Annotated in this window: 27 protein-coding genes; 12 read left to right on the top strand and 15 right to left on the bottom strand. The window is 41.3% G+C overall.

From position 1 onward, the window contains the following. Window positions 1-4: 4 nt before the first annotated feature. Window positions 5-1024, bottom strand: a complete 1020-nt coding sequence (locus M2353_RS02515) for a S66 family peptidase (protein WP_284724873.1) — start codon at window positions 1022-1024, stop codon at window positions 5-7. 79 nt (window positions 1025-1103) lie between these two features. Next, the gene (locus M2353_RS02510; RefSeq protein ID WP_284724872.1) at window positions 1104-1979 is read right to left on the bottom strand and encodes a DMT family transporter; all 876 of its coding nucleotides are present in this window, start codon (window positions 1977-1979) and stop codon (window positions 1104-1106) included. Window positions 1980-2275: 296 nt separating this feature from the next. Here M2353_RS02510 and M2353_RS02505 point away from each other — a divergent pair, with 296 nt between their 5' ends. Further along, on the top strand, window positions 2276-3001 hold the full coding sequence (locus tag M2353_RS02505) for an AzlC family ABC transporter permease (protein ID WP_007496390.1): 726 nt from the start codon (window positions 2276-2278) through the stop codon (window positions 2999-3001). Continuing rightward, entirely contained in the window at window positions 2998-3318 is a 321-nt protein-coding gene (locus M2353_RS02500; protein WP_284724871.1) for an AzlD domain-containing protein, read from the top strand. The genes M2353_RS02505 and M2353_RS02500 overlap by 4 nt, the downstream gene beginning before the upstream one ends. A gap of 36 nt (window positions 3319-3354) precedes the next feature. Here the strand turns inward: M2353_RS02500 and M2353_RS02495 are convergent, their stop codons facing one another. Together M2353_RS02495 and M2353_RS02490 are read right to left on the bottom strand one after the other, a co-directional pair. Beyond that, window positions 3355-4017: an O-methyltransferase gene (locus M2353_RS02495; RefSeq protein WP_045035200.1), complete on the bottom strand. Its 663-nt coding sequence runs from the start codon at window positions 4015-4017 to the stop codon at window positions 3355-3357. Window positions 4018-4170: 153 nt separating this feature from the next. Further along, window positions 4171-4356, bottom strand: a complete 186-nt coding sequence (locus M2353_RS02490) for a CsbD family protein (protein ID WP_008346686.1) — start codon at window positions 4354-4356, stop codon at window positions 4171-4173. A gap of 126 nt (window positions 4357-4482) precedes the next feature. On the opposite strand from M2353_RS02490, the gene M2353_RS02485 reads away from it, so the two are divergent. Next, window positions 4483-5034, top strand: a complete 552-nt coding sequence (locus M2353_RS02485) for a GNAT family N-acetyltransferase (RefSeq protein ID WP_284724870.1) — start codon at window positions 4483-4485, stop codon at window positions 5032-5034. Window positions 5035-5038: 4 nt separating this feature from the next. On the opposite strand, the gene M2353_RS02480 is transcribed toward M2353_RS02485, so the two are convergent. Then, on the bottom strand, window positions 5039-5626 hold the full coding sequence (locus M2353_RS02480; protein WP_024719161.1) for a LysE family transporter: 588 nt from the start codon (window positions 5624-5626) through the stop codon (window positions 5039-5041). 112 nt (window positions 5627-5738) lie between these two features. Between M2353_RS02480 and M2353_RS02475 the strand changes: the two genes are divergently transcribed. Beyond that, window positions 5739-6293, top strand: coding sequence for a helix-turn-helix domain-containing protein (locus M2353_RS02475; RefSeq protein ID WP_058336358.1), 555 nt, complete (start codon window positions 5739-5741; stop codon window positions 6291-6293). 45 nt (window positions 6294-6338) lie between these two features. Here M2353_RS02475 and M2353_RS02470 read toward each other — a convergent pair whose 3' ends face one another. The 6 genes from M2353_RS02470 to M2353_RS02445 all read right to left on the bottom strand — a co-directional run bounded on the left by M2353_RS02470 (window position 6339) and on the right by M2353_RS02445 (window position 10408). Beyond that, entirely contained in the window at window positions 6339-6632 is a 294-nt protein-coding gene (locus tag M2353_RS02470; protein ID WP_024719163.1) for a hypothetical protein, read from the bottom strand. 346 nt (window positions 6633-6978) lie between these two features. Beyond that, entirely contained in the window at window positions 6979-8031 is a 1053-nt protein-coding gene (locus M2353_RS02465) for an LLM class flavin-dependent oxidoreductase (protein WP_024719164.1), read from the bottom strand. 17 nt (window positions 8032-8048) lie between these two features. Further along, window positions 8049-8672, bottom strand: coding sequence for a nitroreductase family protein (locus M2353_RS02460; protein ID WP_039170198.1), 624 nt, complete (start codon window positions 8670-8672; stop codon window positions 8049-8051). Beyond that, window positions 8656-9129, bottom strand: coding sequence for a MarR family winged helix-turn-helix transcriptional regulator (locus M2353_RS02455; protein ID WP_284724869.1), 474 nt, complete (start codon window positions 9127-9129; stop codon window positions 8656-8658). The genes M2353_RS02460 and M2353_RS02455 overlap by 17 nt, the downstream gene beginning before the upstream one ends. Before the next feature lie 108 nt (window positions 9130-9237). Beyond that, the gene (locus tag M2353_RS02450) at window positions 9238-9741 is read right to left on the bottom strand and encodes a dihydrofolate reductase family protein (RefSeq protein WP_051404170.1); all 504 of its coding nucleotides are present in this window, start codon (window positions 9739-9741) and stop codon (window positions 9238-9240) included. 115 nt (window positions 9742-9856) lie between these two features. Then, window positions 9857-10408 carry a TetR/AcrR family transcriptional regulator gene (locus M2353_RS02445; protein ID WP_024719167.1) on the bottom strand — a complete coding sequence of 184 codons (552 nt, stop codon included), beginning with the start codon at window positions 10406-10408 and terminating at the stop codon, window positions 9857-9859. A 152-nt stretch (window positions 10409-10560) separates the two neighbouring features. Here M2353_RS02445 and M2353_RS02440 point away from each other — a divergent pair, with 152 nt between their 5' ends. From M2353_RS02440 to M2353_RS02430, 3 genes are all read left to right on the top strand, one after another. Then, window positions 10561-11184, top strand: a complete 624-nt coding sequence (locus M2353_RS02440) for a GNAT family N-acetyltransferase (protein WP_058336360.1) — start codon at window positions 10561-10563, stop codon at window positions 11182-11184. A gap of 68 nt (window positions 11185-11252) precedes the next feature. Continuing rightward, entirely contained in the window at window positions 11253-11648 is a 396-nt protein-coding gene (locus M2353_RS02435; protein ID WP_008346708.1) for a VOC family protein, read from the top strand. Beyond that, a complete protein-coding gene (locus tag M2353_RS02430; RefSeq protein ID WP_024719169.1) occupies window positions 11645-12169 on the top strand; it encodes a GNAT family N-acetyltransferase in 525 nt (174 codons plus the stop codon). The genes M2353_RS02435 and M2353_RS02430 overlap by 4 nt, the downstream gene beginning before the upstream one ends. 12 nt (window positions 12170-12181) lie before the next feature. On the opposite strand, the gene M2353_RS02425 is transcribed toward M2353_RS02430, so the two are convergent. Further along, entirely contained in the window at window positions 12182-12451 is a 270-nt protein-coding gene (locus M2353_RS02425; RefSeq protein ID WP_284724868.1) for a YesK-like family protein, read from the bottom strand. Between the two features lie 51 nt (window positions 12452-12502). Between M2353_RS02425 and M2353_RS02420 the strand changes: the two genes are divergently transcribed. Further along, window positions 12503-12976, top strand: coding sequence for a GNAT family N-acetyltransferase (locus M2353_RS02420; RefSeq protein ID WP_203144143.1), 474 nt, complete (start codon window positions 12503-12505; stop codon window positions 12974-12976). On the opposite strand, the gene M2353_RS02415 is transcribed toward M2353_RS02420, so the two are convergent. Continuing rightward, entirely contained in the window at window positions 12968-13756 is a 789-nt protein-coding gene (locus M2353_RS02415) for a GNAT family N-acetyltransferase (RefSeq protein ID WP_342394132.1), read from the bottom strand. The two genes, M2353_RS02420 and M2353_RS02415, sit on opposite strands and share 9 nt — an antisense overlap. A 161-nt stretch (window positions 13757-13917) precedes the next feature. Between M2353_RS02415 and M2353_RS02410 the strand changes: the two genes are divergently transcribed. Both M2353_RS02410 and M2353_RS02405 read left to right on the top strand, forming a co-directional pair. Beyond that, the gene (locus M2353_RS02410) at window positions 13918-14358 is read left to right on the top strand and encodes a LytTR family DNA-binding domain-containing protein (protein ID WP_284724866.1); all 441 of its coding nucleotides are present in this window, start codon (window positions 13918-13920) and stop codon (window positions 14356-14358) included. Next, window positions 14355-14771, top strand: coding sequence for a hypothetical protein (locus tag M2353_RS02405; RefSeq protein ID WP_048002349.1), 417 nt, complete (start codon window positions 14355-14357; stop codon window positions 14769-14771). The genes M2353_RS02410 and M2353_RS02405 overlap by 4 nt, the downstream gene beginning before the upstream one ends. Before the next feature lie 34 nt (window positions 14772-14805). Here the strand turns inward: M2353_RS02405 and M2353_RS02400 are convergent, their stop codons facing one another. After that, a complete protein-coding gene (locus M2353_RS02400) occupies window positions 14806-16008 on the bottom strand; it encodes an MFS transporter (protein ID WP_284724865.1) in 1203 nt (400 codons plus the stop codon). A gap of 31 nt (window positions 16009-16039) precedes the next feature. Next, window positions 16040-16645, bottom strand: coding sequence for a TetR/AcrR family transcriptional regulator (locus M2353_RS02395; protein ID WP_113767297.1), 606 nt, complete (start codon window positions 16643-16645; stop codon window positions 16040-16042). Between the two features lie 137 nt (window positions 16646-16782). On the opposite strand from M2353_RS02395, the gene M2353_RS02390 reads away from it, so the two are divergent. Beyond that, window positions 16783-16968, top strand: a complete 186-nt coding sequence (locus M2353_RS02390; RefSeq protein ID WP_057078399.1) for a hypothetical protein — start codon at window positions 16783-16785, stop codon at window positions 16966-16968. 103 nt (window positions 16969-17071) lie between these two features. After that, entirely contained in the window at window positions 17072-17524 is a 453-nt protein-coding gene (locus tag M2353_RS02385) for a MarR family winged helix-turn-helix transcriptional regulator (RefSeq protein WP_019743356.1), read from the top strand. Window positions 17525-17563: the final 39 nt, after the last annotated feature.

Below are 17563 nucleotides of genomic sequence, written 5' to 3'. Positions count from 1 at the left end.
TTTTTTATGGCAAAAATGTCTGCTTCAGCACGGCTTTACCTTCTTGTTGCAACTGTACCTCCGCATATGCTCCGTTAATGAGGGTCATTTGCGGCGGTACGTGTCCACAATCAATATCGTAAACAATCGGTATGTGTAATTCCTTATGCAATTCTTCATATAGATCCGTATATTCATATCCTTCCACAGGAGTGTCCACTGCACTCCTGCCAAACATGATGCCAGAGCAATGATCAAACCAGCCTGCTAGTTTTAATTGAACAAGAGACCTCTTCATGCTCGCAGCATTTAATTCACAGTTTTCAAAATACCATAGAATGGGTTCACCTTTCAGGTATGTTTCTTGAAAAGCTTTGACATCTCCAAAAGGCGTGCCAGCTAAGTGCCGGATCACATCAATACAGCCACCCATCAGTCTTCCCTTCATCGTCGTCTTTAAGTGATCAACAGTACGCCATGCGGTTGGCTCGGTTAAATGAAAGACATGAATGCTTGGATGGTCATACTGCCATTCCTTTTGATACATATCAGAAGAAAATTGAGTAACGTCCTTTTTCTCTGGAGTGGAAAGTATTTGTTCCCACATAGCCGTCACCTGATCAAGCTCTTCCCCCTGAAGATCCACCAGGTTCGGTCCATGCGCTGTCGCAATGCCTGTGTTTAATGTCAAAGCTAATAGAAGGAGACTTGTATCTGAGTAACCAAGAATCCACTTTTTTTGCATCACTGAGAAATCAAGATGCTCTAACACTTCAATAAGCAGCTGTCCCCCCCATGGCGGGATGATGTGGTCAATCTCATGACAAGTCATCATCCGCTGTAACTCATTTGCTCGTTTGATTGCAGGGGCTGATTTCGCTTTTTCCTGCTGCCATACTGTCTCTCCACATATGACTTCATAGCCTCTTTTTTTCATCCGATCGCAAGACAGTTGAAACATCTCATGCAAAGAGGGTTGTACACCTGAGGATGGTGCTGTCACACCAATTATTTGTCCCTTTTTCAAATGCGGATACTGGATCATCCTGCTCACCTCCACCTTCTATGAGTCTCTCATCTATTCTTTGTAAAGAAAATTCCCCTTCTCCAAGGGGAATCTCGTCTTACTCTCTCTGACGCAGGACAGTATATACACCTGCGAAAATACACAAAATCCCAACAAACGAACGTAAGCCCATCTCTTCACCTAGAAGCATCCATCCAAGGACCGTGCCAACGATTGGTTGAAAGAAGAAAAACAGACCACCGCTTGAAGCGTCCATCAGTTGAATCCCTCTATTCCACAAAAAGAAAGCAAGGGCCGTTGAGATGATACCTAGATACAGAATGCCGCCCCATATTTCCGGTCTTGCCATTTGCTGCACATCAAGATGAGGCAAACGAAACAAGACAGGTGGTGTTAATACGATAAAGGCCACAATGATCGCATATGTTGTCGTCACTACTTGAGGATACTTTCCTGGAACTCGTTTCAAAAGAACAGACATGAGCGCCCATGTTAATGCAGCAATAACCAGTGAAAGACCACCAACAAACTCATCCGTTTGAACAGCGACAGGCCCAATCATCGTCAGCACACCTACTGTAGCAAGCAGAATGGAGACACACTTTCTCACTGTGAATGATTCTTTTAATAGAAAGAAAGCGAAAAGCACCATAAAAGCAGGTGTGGCCGATGTGATGACGGCACCCATTTGTGCAGACGTATACATTGTGCCAATTTCTTGGGTCACGATCGAGAGAAAGTTGCCAATCAATCCAATCGCCACAATCAGCGGGATATCCTTTTTGTCTAATCGAAAAGAGTAACCCAAACGCCAAATCGTGAACACAAGAACGACTCCAGCTATTGCATATCTCATCCAGACAAGCTCAAGTGGCGGGACCACCGCAACTGTTACTTTGACCACTACATACATACCGCCCCAAATACTAGCAGCTAACGCTAAGTAAAGGGCTCCTATATATTTTTCATTCATTTTTTCCCCTCCGTTACTGGATATATTCACTGCGATATCCACAAACGGAGATCACTCTCCGTTATGGACGGAGGTGATTTGGTACATCATGTTCAAATAAAGGCTTCCATTGCATATCAGTCACCCCAATTGTTTTTATTTTCTGATTACTTTATAACAAAATCTGGTTCACTTCAATCCTTTTTTATCGCCATGTTTCTTCATATAATAGAAGTTCAATAGGATTGACATGATGAATTCGTTTTCTTATAGTAAGTAAAACAATTGATGTTTACACAGAAAAGGAGTAGAGTTCTTTGGATGTTGAAGCTAGGAAACACATTCCCACTGCCGGAAACGAACCGTTTCTTGAGGGAATAAAAGATTGTGTGCCAACCTTGCTTGGTTATATGAGCATTGGGTTTGCCTTTGGAATTGTTGGCATTAGTTCGCAGTTAAGTATATGGGAAATCGCGCTGCTCTCTATCTTTATTTATGCTGGCGCTTCACAGTTTATCATCTGTGCATTACTTGTGACAGGAAGCCCCCTTTCCGCTATTATTTTCACCACGTTCATTGTCAATTTACGGCATTTGTTACTCAGCCTTACGCTTGCCCCTCATTTTACACGCTACTCTGTAAAGCAGAACATCGGGTTTGGTCTTCTGCTTACTGATGAATCCTTTGGCGTAGCGATGAATAAATTAGCACAGCAAGGAAAATTGAATAACAGATGGATGCATGGACTGAATATTACAGCTTATTTATGCTGGATTGCTGCGTGTACACTTGGCGGAATATTCGGACACTGGATTTCAAATCCAGAGGCGCTTGGTCTTGATTTTGCCCTATCCGCGATGTTTGCTGCGCTGCTCATTCTTTCTTTACAGACGGTGCCAAAAAATAAGCTAACCCATCGCTTGTCACTTGTTTTATATATGTTTGTTGCGATGTTTGTGCTGCTTCATTTTGTTCCTTCACACGTGGCTGTTTTGTTGGCAACTGTGCTTGTTGCCACTATTGGGGTGGTGACAGATAAATGATGAGCAGTTTTATGTTATGGCTCATTCTTGGCTGTATGATTGTGACCATCATCCCAAGAGTCGTTCCATTTTTATTTGTAAGGAGTATCCAGATGCCAGAAGTGGTGCTCAAATGGTTATCGTTTATTCCTATTTGTATATTTACCGCTTTGATTGCAGAACATCTTTTCATACATACTACAGAAGGCGTCACCATTCACTGGATGTACCTTGCTGTCTTGGTTCCAACTGTGTTAATTGCTATTTGGACAAAAAGCTTGTCCCTCACCGTTCTAGTAGGCGTCATGCTGATGGGCACAGCTAGATGGCTTTTCTAATAGAAAAAGCTTAACCGGATGCGGTTAAGCTTTTTGTCATTTTACGATACCGTATATAAAGCCGTCATAGCCTTTTTCGCCAACAGTTTGAATAGCGGTTGCTTCAATTCTCGACTCTTGTTTGAGTAAATCGAAGAATTCACGAGTTCCCTTCACTCGCTCATCTTGATCAGAGGCATGAAGAACTGCTCCATTTCTGACCACATTGTCTGCAATAATGACTGTTCCCTTTTTTGAGAAGTGTAACGCCCATTTCAGATATTGGGGGTTGTTTGGTTTGTCTGCATCAATGAAAATCAAATCGAACGGGAGCGTATCCTGCTCTTTTAACTGAGATAAAGTATCTAACGCTTTTCCTTGTAAAATGGTGACACGTTCTGCTAGGCCTGCTCTGTCTATGTTTTGCTGTGCTGTTTCTGCATGATGACTGACAGCCTCTAATGTCATGAGTTCTCCATCCGCTTCAAGTGCACGGGCAAGCCAAATGGTACTATAACCGCCAAGTGTACCGATTTCTAAAATGCGCTTTGCACCCTTGGTTTTTGCTAACAAATAAAGCAGTTTTCCTTGGGCCGGCGACACATCTATTTCTGGTAATCCAGCTTGCTTATTCTTGATAAGAGTTTGCTCCAATACGTCATCTTTAGCCATCAATTTGTCTTTGATATACTCGTCAACTTTCCCCCATACTTGCTCCAAGTCATCCATCTCCCTTGTTCATGTCTTCTATTTAAAGTCTACATGACGGAAGCGAGAATTTATAATCAATTCTTTTCACACACCTATTCATTTTATTGATGAAAGGAATGGGATGATGGATACATGGGGCAAGTACCTGTAAGTATGTGCAAACTACTGATTCAGCTTATTTTTCACGTCACCTTTTTTATCTTGAAGCTTTCCTTTTACTTGATCTTTCTTTCCTTCTGCTTTCAGGTTTTCATGATCTGTCGCTTCGCCCAGTTTTTCTTTCACTTGACCTTTGACTTGATTTGTTTTTCCTTTCGCTTTATCCATATGTCCATTTTGTTCACTCATTTGTTCCACCTCCACGTTTGATACTGTTTATTTAGCCTTTTTGCACATGACAAAACATCTGAGTGTGCTGTGTGTGCGTTTCAGGTATGATAGACATAGTCGAATGAAAGGTTGGTGGTCTGTTCAATGATCATTTCTGAAAGTATGTTCACTGTACGTGGTGTGACCTATCGTATTCGCTCTGCTGCATTAGCAGATGCCAAACAGTTATCAGCTCTCAGACTGAAAATCGATGGTGAAACCGAATATTTAGATCGCGAACCGGGTGAAGCTTTTATTGATGAGAAAGGGTTCGAGGCGTTGATTCAAGAGGATTCCAAGGAATGCCGTCATCTCTTTTTAGTTGCAGATATTGAAGGAGACATTGTCGGTTTTTCAAGATGCGAAGGACACTCACTTAAGCGCTCTGCTCACAAAGTAACGTTTGGCGTTGCCGTACAGAAGGCCGCTTGGGGCTATCACATCGGGAAAGAACTTTTAGCTACATCGATCGACTGGGCAGATCAGCAAGGCATTCAAAAGATGTCACTTCAAGTAATGGAAACCAATCAAAAAGCCATTCGTTTATATGAACACTATGGCTTTGAGATTGAAGGCTTGTTAAAAAAAGATAAACGGCTGGCGGACGGCATGTATTATGATACGGTTGTGATGGGCAGGCAGCGGCCAGTCTCCTGACCGCTTACATGACATAACTCCAGATCATCGAAATCGCACTATACATAAGCAGCAGCCCCATGACGAACTGGAACGGCCGCTGATAAAGAGTTAAAAAACGCTTGAATACAGAGCCAAATAAACTCCAGCTAAATGTGCCTAAAAAACCAATGATGGCGAGAATCAGCGTCAACAACATGTATTGCATATTGGACTGTCCATACGGCAGAACAAAAGTGGAAATGACGGTTAACCCATACAAAATGGCTTTCGGATTAATAAATTGCAGCAGCATCCCCGGGATAAAATGATTATAGCGGTCTAATGTTTCGTCATCTCCGCCTTTACTTTTCATGATTTTAACAGCCAAATAGATCATGTAACCGGCTCCGATGAAAGCCATGACCCAGTCTATTTTCGGCATGACTTGATAAAGAATGAGATTAAAGAAACCACTCAAACACAAAATGACCAAAAATCCGATCCCAACCCCTAAACAAAATCGAAATGTTTGCTTGACCCCATATTTATTCGTAAAGACCATCGCCATGATATTATTCGGCCCAGGGGTGAAACTGGTAACAAAAGCATAAATCAACATGGAAACAATCAAATCGTTACCTCCTTTTCATACGTTATTTAGACTCAAAAGTCTTTATTGCGTATATTACGTTTCATTGTACTATTCGGTCGTTATAAAGTAAATAAAAGAAAGGAGTTTTTTGATGGAGGATGTACAATCAATTATTGCTAGAAATGTCAAACTGCTAAGAGAGCAAAAGAAATTAAGCCTAGAAAAGATGGCTGAGGTAACAAGTGTGAGTAAAACGATGATTGGGCAAATCGAAAGAGGAGAATCCACACCGACCATCACCACTCTGTGGAAAATCGCCAATGGGTTGAAGGTGTCTTTTAGTGAACTCATATACGCACCGCAACCTGAAATTAAGATCGTGCGAAAAGAAGAAGGACAAGTTTTAACCGAGGACGAGGGAAAGTATCGGGTATATACGACGTTCCCATTTGATGACCTGAGAAAATTTGAAGTCTATCAGGTAGAAATTGATCCTCATGGGTCGTTAAGTGCGGAAGAACATATCGGCGGTACAGAGGAATTGATTACCGTATTTGAGGGAGCACTTGATTTATCGATCGGTGATGAGCAATACACATTACAAGCTGGCGACTCGATTCGGTTTAAAGCTGACCGTGCCCATGAGTATAAACAATCAGGAGAACAGATGGTACGGCTGCAAATGATTCTTTATTATCCCCATTAAAAAAAGCTGACAGGCTTGTCCACCTGTCAGCTTTACATTTTATATTTAATTAAATCCTGGATCGCGTACAACCGTTCCAGTAAAGGTAACTCTATATTTTCCTAAACCTAACTCTTCAATTGACGATTGATAGAGAATACCGACCCATCCATCCTTTGCATATGTAATACTTGATGGGATGTTTGACGTCGTATATGTTCTCGTTTCCGAGACGGTTCGACTTGCTTGTACCGTTACTTCACTGCTTACTTTCCCCTTCGCTTCTACTGGGACAGCGGTGACACCCGCACCCGTTAAAACAATTGCTCCAACCAAAACAGAAGTTATGACCTTTTTCATACAAAAATCCCTCCTTTTTTTGTTGAACATATTAACCATACCATAATTTAGAACTTTAGTAAGTTTTTTTCATTTTTTTGAAAATTATGATATGATTGTCTTATGCTGGATAGAGGGTGTTACATACTTCTATGCTTTTATCCTCACCTCGTTCTAGTGAAACAATTGATAACGGAGGTGATTTCATGAAAAAATGGCTTATCTGTTTTCAACTTGTTTTCCTCTTCACCTTGACGGCCACACCATTTGCTTCTGCTGCTTCATGCCCTACAGTGAAACCATGTGTTATTGATCCTTAAGCATAAGAAAAAGTCGATCAAGCCTATTCACTTGATCGACTTTTTTGTTATGCTTGCTCTGCTTCCCAGCGGGCAACCTCTTCTCTTACTTTAGGAGCCACTTCTTTTCCAAATAACTCAATAGCTTTCAGCACTTGATCATGCGGCATTGAACCGACCGGTACGTGCAACATGAAGCGCGTAATGCCTACATTTTTTCGCAGATGAATCACTTTCTCTGCTACGGCATCTGGATCTCCTACATACAATGCACCTTCTAATGTTCTTGCTGCATCGAATGTAGAACGGGTATAAGGTCCCCAGCCTCGTTCTCTTGCTAATGTATTCATGACATGCTGTGTAGAAGGGAAGAATTGATCTGCTGCTAATTCTGTTTCCTCCGCAACAAATCCATGTGAATGGGATGCCACCGTTAATTTCTCAGGATCATGTCCAGCGTGAATCGCAGCTTGCTTGTAGAGCTGCACTAGCGGTGCGAACTGTCTAGGGCTACCGCCAATAATGGCAAGGACAAGTGGTAATCCTAATAATCCAGCACGTACGACAGATTCTCTGTTTCCTCCACTGCCAATCCAGATGGGAAGCGGATCTTGAACAGGTCTTGGATATACGCCGACATCCTGAATGGAAGGACGGTGCTTACCGCTCCACGTCACACGCTCTGACTGCTGTAATTTCAACAGTAAATCTAGTTTTTCTTCAAATAATTCTTCATAATCATCTAAGTCATAGCCAAATAGCGGGAACGATTCAATAAATGATCCACGGCCAGCCATGATCTCTGCACGACCGTTAGAAAGGCCATCTAATGTCGCAAAATCTTGAAACACACGAACAGGATCTGCCGATGAAAGAACAGTTACGGCACTTGTCAGACGAATATTCTTTGTTTGCGTTGCCGCAGCTGCTAATACGACTGCTGGATTTGATGCGGCGAAATCTTCACGATGATGCTCTCCTACACCAAAAACGTCGAGACCCACTTGATCTGCTAAAATAATTTCTTCTACTACTTCACGAATACGCTGTGCGTGGCTGACTGTTTTTCCTGTTTGAAAATCAGGTGTTGTTTCTACAAATGTACTAATTCCTAGTTCCATGAATGGAACCCCCTATCTTATAAATATGTCACAAATTCAGAGACCGGCTTGCGGTAGCCTCTCGCTTGTCTGCTTTCTACTTTTTCTTTTCCGAGTGTAATCATTAATACAGGAACCAAATCTGATTCGATGTTTAACACCTTTTTCATTGCTTCGGGGTCAAAGCCGATCATTGGGCAAGTATCCCATCCCTTGTTTTTGGCGGCAAGCATAAATAGCATGGCAGATAATGAAGCATTGCGAATCGCCTCTTCTTTCTGAAAGTCTGATCCTCTCTGCACATAAAAACTCATCGTCTCTCTGACCATTTCCTCATATTGTTGCGCATTTAAGATGCCGAGCATTTTTAGGCCTTCATAAATGTTTCCTGCTTGCTCATAAGCTTTCGGATCGCCGAGTACAATGATCGCTGCTGAAGCGGAATGCACCTTATATTGTCCAAATGCAGCATCTCTTACTTGCTCTTTAAGCGCTTCTGATTGGACGACGACATATTGCGTATGCTGTAAATTAAAGGCTGAAGGTGCCAGCTTCACTTCTTCAAAGATACTATTAAGCTCTTCTCTCGAAATCGAGATATTTGGCAAAAAATTTGATGCTGATCGTCTTTCACGTACCAATGTATCAAAGCTGTGTGTCATCTTGTTTCCCCTTTTCGTGAAGTTGTTTTGCACCTAAACCGATTTTTTTCAACCATTCAATGAGCTGCTCTTTTTCCTCTGTTTCGATAAAGGACAGATTTTGTGAAATGACATCTGTATGTTTTGGAAAAATATCGTCAAATAGCTGCTTCCCTTTATCTGTCAGTAATACATGGAATACACGTTTATCAGAAGGTGCACATTGTCTTTTGACTAATTCTTGTTTTTCTAATTTGTTGACCACATAGGTGATGCTCCCACTTGGAATGGATAGAATCTCACTAATTTTTTGAACGGGATGCGGTCCCTTACTATACAGTAATTCAAGAATTTGAAAGTTTTCAAATCCGATATCATAACGTTCAATGTCTTTTTGGATATTTGCAAAAAGGGCATGATCGGCTTTCATCCATACTCGGAAAAGCCTTAAGTCTAATTCCTGATCTTGCTTCACCATGGCAACTACTCCTTTTTCAATAAATCCTAAAACTAGGATAAATTTATCCTAACACTAGGATATTTTCTTGTCAACGTGTTTGTTTGATTAAAAAAAGACCCCTTTGATTTAGTGGTCTTCTTTTAACACAAAATGCATTTCAGCAATTTGTTTGTATTGATTCACTTGTTGTAATGAAAATCTAGATTCCTGTTCAGTTGGAGGGAAAAGAGGGATTCCTTTTCCAATCATGACAGGTGCGATTTGGAGATACAGCTCATCGACTAATTTTTCTTTTAATAATGCTTGAAGCAGTTCCCCGCCTCCTACTATCCAGATATGCTGCCCTTTTTCATTTTTTAAGTTGTGGATAAATGAGAGAACATCTTCACGAATGATACGGGTTCCTGTATGACTGTCTTGTAAAGTGCGAGAAACGATATAACATGTCTTGTCTTCATAAGGAAACCCATCAGGTGAGAGCTTTAGAACCTGTTCATATGTGTTCCGTCCCATGATCAGCGTATCGACTGAAGCATAAAATTCCTCATATCTCGTATCCTCTTCGCCCTCTGTTCCTATGAGCCAATCTAAACGGTGATCATCCCTTGCTAAATATCCATCAATGCTCATTGCCCCATAAAATAGTAATTTCCTTTTCAATCTCACCACTCCCCGCCTGAAATAAGAACGTATATTCCCACTTTAACAGAAAGAATAGAAAAATGATATATGATCCATTCGTTTATTACGATTCCTGTTCTACCTTCATGAGAAGTTTGTACAAGATGTGTGCAAGCTGCCCCGCTTCGACTGTCATCCCTTCATGAATCCATTCCTCCAGTACACCAACAACACCAGACACAACAAATGAGGCCACAATCTGTTCATGCTCCGTAATTTGACGCTGATCAAGCTGCCACTCTTTCATAATTTTTTCTTTAAAAAACGATTTAAATTGATTCGTCGTTGGGCTATTCGGTTTGACAAATAACGTCATCATGAATTGTTTTTCTTTTAAATACTCAGTTGTTTTGTTTAAAAAGGACAGCATATCAAGCGGGTCCTGGCTTGGAAACGATTCATCGTATAGTCCGCCAAGCTGATCGAATAGTTCCTTCTCAAGCTGTTCATGCAAATCAAATACATCTTGGTAGTGCAAATAAAAGGTCCCTCTTCCTAAATCCGCTCTTCTAGATAGCTCTGATACTGTAATTTGCTGAACATCTTTTTCCTTTAAAAGCTCAAGAAAGCTTTCCCGTATCGCCTTTTTGGTTTTGATTGTTCGTCTGTCCTTCATCAAACACCCTCCATTTTTGAACAATCTGGCTATACCTGTCTATTTATGAACAAGAGATCATTCATTGCCGATGTTCGGTTTATTTTCCTCTTATTATAATGGACACATGTCCAATAATCTATATCTGTTCAAAAAAAAAGGAGGACCATCATATGCTTCAATTCAGACTTGCTAGAGAGGATGAACTGCCTCAAGTGGCAGCGTTGTTAGATGATTCATTTCAGAACTATTCATTTTTTGATTTATTATGCGAAAAGGTTACCAAGCGTTCTGCTTTCGCCCGTCAGCTGCATTTGGTCAATACAAAGGTATATTTTCAGCATCAAATCTGTTTGGTCGGGGTTGAGAACGAGAAAATTGTGTCTGCCGCCCTGTTAAAACATCCCCGTCTTCCTGAGCCAGGACTCATGGATTATGTGTTATCTGGTGGGCTAAAGCTGCTCTTTACTGGCGGCATATCGGCGATTCAGCATGTGTTCCGTATGTTAAAGGAGGCAAAAAAAGCGTGTTCTTCCTTAAAGAAACCTTACTGGTATTTAGAAGCTCTTGTCGTTGCAAAAGACCAACAAGGAAAAAAACTTGGAAGCCGTATGTTAAAGCAATGTCTTTTCCCCTTTATCGCCCGGCAAGGCGGCGGACTGTTCACACTGATTACACACAACGAGGCCAATCGTCATTTCTATCGAAAAAATGGGTGGACGGAGTTTGATGAGAGAGTACTGCACGGAGAAGAGATGTCCCTAGAAAGCTGGAGTTATAAAACCGTGATCAAATAAGGTATCTTCTTCAAGGGATGATATAATAGAAGCAGTTCAGACAATGATCATACTTGGAGGAGAGACTGATGATACGACGACTTGATCATATCGTGTTGACTGTTCAACATATGGAGGAAACCATTCGCTTCTATACAAACGTATTAGGAATGAAGGAAGAAACTTTTGGAGAAGGCCGTAAAGCCCTTCGTTTTGGCTTACAAAAGATTAACCTTCATGAAGCGGGTCATGAATTTGAACCAAAAGCTGCTCATCCCCAGCCTGGATCTGCTGACTTGTGTTTTATCACCGATTTAGATATAGACAGTTTATTGCTTCATCTTCGAAAGCAGGTTGTTCCAATTGAAGAAGGTCCGGTCAGACGTTCTGGTGCATTAGGTCCGATTGAATCCATTTATATCCGTGATCCTGATATGAACTTAATTGAAATCTCCCGATATATAGAGGAGGCTGATCCATCATGACTCGATTATTCTTGAGACCGATTGAAGAAAAAGATTATCCTGGTATTCATAGGGGATGCCAGCATGCAGAAACACTTTATATGACTGGCACACGCAAAACGTTCACACTAGAAGAAATTCGTTCAGCCTATACCCGTTTTCTGCTGGATGACAGTAGACGAGACTTTGCTATTTGTCTGCTAGACACGAAAGAAATGATCGGGGATGCGGCGATTGTGGATATTGATCCGATAAACCATACGGCAAGTTTCCGCATTGCGCTGCATGGTCCAGAGCATTTTCACAAAGGGTATGGTACTGAGGCTGTTCGGATGGTTCAAACATTTGCCTTTGAGACGTTAGAACTCAATCGGCTTGAGCTTGAAGTTTTTTCCCATAACCCACGAGCCTTTCGAAGCTATGAGAAAGCCGGATTTCAATATGAAGGAAAAAGACGTCAAGCGCTCTATTTCAACGGTGCTTATTCGGATGTCATCATGATGGGCATCCTTCGTGAGGAATACGATAGAATCAAATCATAAAGATGTCCCAGCCTACGACGGGTCATCCTTTTTAAACAAATGAACCCCTGTAACGATGATCAAACAAATGATAGAAGAGAGAACGATAGAGACGCTTGATATGCTGAGCGCCATCCCTTCCCATCTGCCAATGAAGAAACTGCCGATCAATAAGAGCATTCCAAACAAAGTGATACATACCGGAACAATCAGCCCGGCATGGCGATGCCTGCGTCTTTTTCCTGCCCACCACGAGAGACAGAGTACAATGACAGTAAAAATAGCGGTTTGCAGCCAGAACATATCGCATCAACTCCTTTTCTTTTTTATCCTATGACAACGGAGGTTTTTCCAATGAATATTAGACCGATTCAAAAGCAGGACAATCCTTTTATCGCGGCCATTATCCGCCAGTCATTAGAATCAGCGAATCTTGCGATTGAAGGTACAGCCTACACAGACCCACAACTTGATCAGCTTTTCGAATACTATCAATCATTGACTCATGCAGCCTATTGGATTGCCGAAGAACATGGTGAAATTGTTGGTGGCGTTGGCATTGCCCCTTTCACAGATGGCATTTGTGAGCTGCAAAAGCTTTATTTAAGCCCAAAAGCACAAGGCAAAGGTGCGGGCAAGAAACTGATGGATACGGCCCTGCAATATGCTTCTACATACTACGATGCTTGTTATTTAGAAACAAGCAGTGAATTAACAGCTGCTACTGGTCTTTATCAACGGTATGACTTCTCTCTTCTTCCTGCACCGATTGAAGGCTCAGAGCATTCTGCCATGGATGCTTGGTATCTCAAAACCTTTTCAGCGTGAGGCATAAAATAAGCGGTACGTCTTTGTCCACTGAAAACCTAGCTTCTCTGCCAATTTGGCCGAGGCTGCATGATGGACATCGCAATCCCAATGCGGTGTCTTCCCTTTTTCAACACAGATGCTGATCATTTGCTGAGCTGCTAACAAAGCCAACCCTTTTCCACAGCAGGCTTCATCTGTCCAAATATCGATTTCCACACGTTTTTCACTTAAAAAAATAGAGACACATTCACTGACCACATCTTCACCATTTAAGATGGCAACTCCGACGCCATTAGATAAAAAGTGATCTACTCCTCCCCAATATGCTTCATAATAGCTGGATGGGAATACTTTGCTTGCGGCAATGACTTGTTCATTCGTGCGTTTGATCATTTCGTCTTGATCAGGCAAAATCAGATCAGGAGAGGTCAAGTCATAAGAATACGCATGTCTTTGCATTTCATTCAGTTGGGAACCGAAGCATTTTTTCATCATCTCATCTGATGCTGGATTTGCTGAAAACAAAGTGAACCGTCTGTTCTCTCTTTTCTGTTTTTTATAAACATCCACAATGAACGTTGAACATAATGAAAGTGCTGCTTCTGTCTTGCCTGCGACATAATAAATGCCGGTTGTTGTCCCTGCAAAATAGACACACGGGTGATCTCGGTGATCCACATATAAATCTCCTTGTATCACCCCATCGAGTATCGCATCTACGAACACTGGATAGGCAGGATCAATCCGCCGAATTTCCTCTTTTACCGCTCCTGTCCTTTGTTGATCTACAAGATACAACATCATTCCTCCATTCACGAACGAGTATCTTTTCATTATAAAGGAAAGCCGCAGACACGCGGTGAATCTTTGCAACAAAAAGAATTCTTCTGCATCAAAGCAACATTCAATCGCATTCGCTTTCATCTATTGCTATGCTCATTGTGAGAGGAGGTTTATGGATGAAATTTCGTTTGATCTGGAATCACGAAAAGGATGTGACGGAAGTAGACGTCATCAGCCATCCACATAACCAAGAACGTTTACAAAAGATGGCATCAATGCTGGAGACTAGTACATCTCTAACGGTCAAAGATCCCAAAAATGATCGGCAGTCTCTTTTACCATTAGAACAAATTGAAGCGATCTCTGCGCTTGGACATATGTCAAAGGTGATCACGACTCAGGGTACGACGTATTTTCTCAGTAAACGCCTGAAGGATCTGAAGTCGTTAGAGCGTGAACATTTCTATCGTATCAACAATGCAGTCATTCTCAATTTAGCGCAAGTCGACAGCTTTGTCGCTGGTACGTACGCTCGCTTAGAGGTCGAAACCATCTCGAAAAACAGCTACACCGTCAGTCGTCATTACGCCAAATATATAAAGGAGCGATTCAAATGATCAAGGAACTAAAACATCAATTTATGCAAACAGCTTTTGTCTCTATCGTATGGCTGACACTCATCCTGTCAATCACTCAATGGTCATCCTCTATCCCTTTTCATTACGTGTGGCACATCATTGGCATCGGTACTCTGGCAGGCATCGTCTTTGGGGTCATGTATCCTTTACTATGGAACTACTTTACCTTTCCAGCACCCATCAACATTCTCATCTCCACTGTCGTCAATTTAGGGTTTCAAGTAGGAGCCGTCGCTTTATATTCGACTACACTGCTCGAATGGATCATGCCTTATTTTATCGGTATAGCCTTTCTCACATTAGTAGGCCATATCATCGCCTTTCTGTTTTACAAAAAGCAACAAAATCAAAAACTGGCGCAGGCACTGAATCACCTGAAGCCGCAACCTTAAAAAAAGAGACCTTATTTGAAAGGTCTCTTTTCTATTATTCTGCTGCCGTCTCTTCTGTCACCTTCCCCTTCCAAATAAGGGTTAAGCCCAATCCAAGAAATAAGACAACACCTGCAAACAGGAATGGGAAATGAATATTTTGATCGAATAAAATGCCGCCAAGTGCCGGGCCAAAGATCGTACCAAGACTTGTGTAGGTAGAGTTCATCCCTGCGACAAATCCTTGCTGATTGCCAGCGATTTTTGATAAGAAGGTCGTGAGTGCAGGGCGCAATAAATCGAACGCAAGGAAAATCACACACGTCACGATCAGCACAACCATAAAGCCTGACACGACTGTGGAAACAAAAGCGAGAACTGCTCCAACAATCAAGCATAGTTGAATAACTCGTTTCTCCCCAAGCGCATTCACCATTTTACCAAACACGAGGACTTGAATGATGACGGCTACAATTGAACTGACGGTAATGATAATCGCAATATCTTTCGGACCAAATCCAAACTTGTGATTTGTAAACAAGCTAAAGACCGTTTCATATGCAGATAGTCCAAACGCCAGCACAAACACAATGATGAAGGCGATGAGATAGCTTGGATGAATCGATTTTTTCAAGTCTTTAAAGAAGGTCGATTCCTTCACTTGATCCATTTGTTTCTCTCGCTCTTCTTTTGTTAATGGTTCCTTCAGCATAAACATAGACGAAATCACAGCAATAAATGCAATCCCTGCTGCAAAGAAAAACGGCAGGCGAACGCCATATTCTGCAATAAATCCGCCAATTCCCGGGCCGATGATAAATCCGGTACTAATAGCAGCGGATACATACCCCATTGCCTTTGATCTTTCTTGAACGGTTGTGATATCAGCGACATAGGCAGTGACAGCCGGCATGATAAATGCCGCACTAATACCGCCTAGAAGCCTTGCAAAATACAGAACATACACATGTGTCCCAAGGCCAAAAACGAGTTCTGATAACGCGAATAGAAACAGCCCAGACACAATCATGATCTTTCTTCCGTATCGGTCTACCCATCTTCCCGCAACAGGTGATGCGATGAGCTGTGCAACGGCAAACGCCGCCACAAGATATCCCATCGTACTGCCCGTTAAATGCATGACATTCATAAAGAGCGGCATGACAGGTATAATCAGACCGATACCTAAAAACGCAATAAATATATTACTTAATAAAATAACAAGTACGGCTTTTTGCTCACGAATCGGTTTTTGCATGATGTTTGTTTCCCCTTTACTGACTCACTTGTTACTCATGATGGTTGATTCCGTGAATAAACAATGAGATCGCCTCTTTTTGTAATTCCTTTTTCTGCTGCATCGTGTCATTTCGATATAACACGTCTAATCCATAGAATACGGAAAGTAATATTTTCACTTTTGATTCAACATGCTGAATCGACCAGCTGCCATCTTCGTTTCCTTCAAGCAGGATGTCTCTCATCACATCATCAAAGTCCACATCAATTTTGTTCAGACGCTCCATGACTTCATCTGATGTAAATGCACTGGCACAGAATTCTTCACTTGCTCTCATTAAAGGATAGTTAATTCCCATTTGACTAAGCAGCTCTGCAAACCCTGCAAGCTTATCAATGGCCCGGTGCAGCGTTTGTTTCTCTTCATGCCACGTCTCCATCATGAATCGATGATCCTCTTCCATAATATGAAGGAACAAAAACTCTTTTCCTTTAAAATGATGATAAAGGTTGCCTTTACTAATCTCAGCCGCCTCTAGAATATCTCGTACGGATGTTTCAGAATATCCTTTTTTCGCAAATAAATCACGTGAAGCGGTGACAATTTTTTGCTTCGTCTTTTCACTTTTTCCAGCCCCGCTCTGTGTACTTGTCATCTATGAACAATCCCTTCTACCTTGCTTTTCTTCACATGGACAAATAAAACCGACCAGTTGGTTTATTTTTTTATTATAAATGGAGATCGCCCGTAATACAATGAAAAAGTCCTCGACTTCCAAAGGAGTGAATCTAAGTGAAAACAAACAAAACGATCATTTTTGCCATCACCAAAAAGGACGTATACTTGTTTTTCTTTTATGACCTGTTCATTGCCACCTTGGTCTATTACCTGTTTAAAATCAAACCAACTATGTTTTATGAATGCTTAGGGATGACAGGAAGTATTCTTTGCCCATTGTTGATGAGAAAGTGGAGGTAGAAGTCATTTTCTCCTCAAGTCTATCTCTCTTTTATTTAATTTCTCTTAACATTTAACTTCACTTAAATATTAAGATCGCATATAATATAGGAGAAAAGAGGTGATGTCATTGGATGAGGATATCATTCATTACAGCAAAAAAATCATTGAGTACTCAAATGCACTAGGTTCTATCTATGTAGAAGAGTATCAACGATTCTTAAAAAATGAGTATGCAGATTTAACTAGCAAACAAGAACTGACACTTGAATTACTGCGGTCGAAGACGAGAACAATCAATGAACTAGCTGATTATTTCTCCATTTCATCTAGTGCCGCTAGCCAGCTCATATCAAAGCTTGAACAGCTTGGATATGTGAAAAGAGAGATTAATCCACATAACCGTAGAGAAATCATTGTTGATTTTGCTCAAAAGGGCCATGACTATCATAAAGATATTGAAAAAATTCAGCTGCATCTTATTCAAAAATACTATGCCAAGCTTTCAAAAGAAGATCTAAAAACACTATTATCGCTTTACGAAAAGATCTATCAAATTGCGAAAGAAACGCCTTAACCCGGCGTTTCATGCATGAATATGTAAGTTAGATAAACG

The sequence above is a fragment of the Bacillus aerius genome, assembly GCF_029894105.1.
GTDB lineage: Bacteria > Bacillota > Bacilli > Bacillales > Bacillaceae > Bacillus > Bacillus altitudinis.
This window is presented reverse-complemented; position numbering and strand designations above follow the sequence as displayed.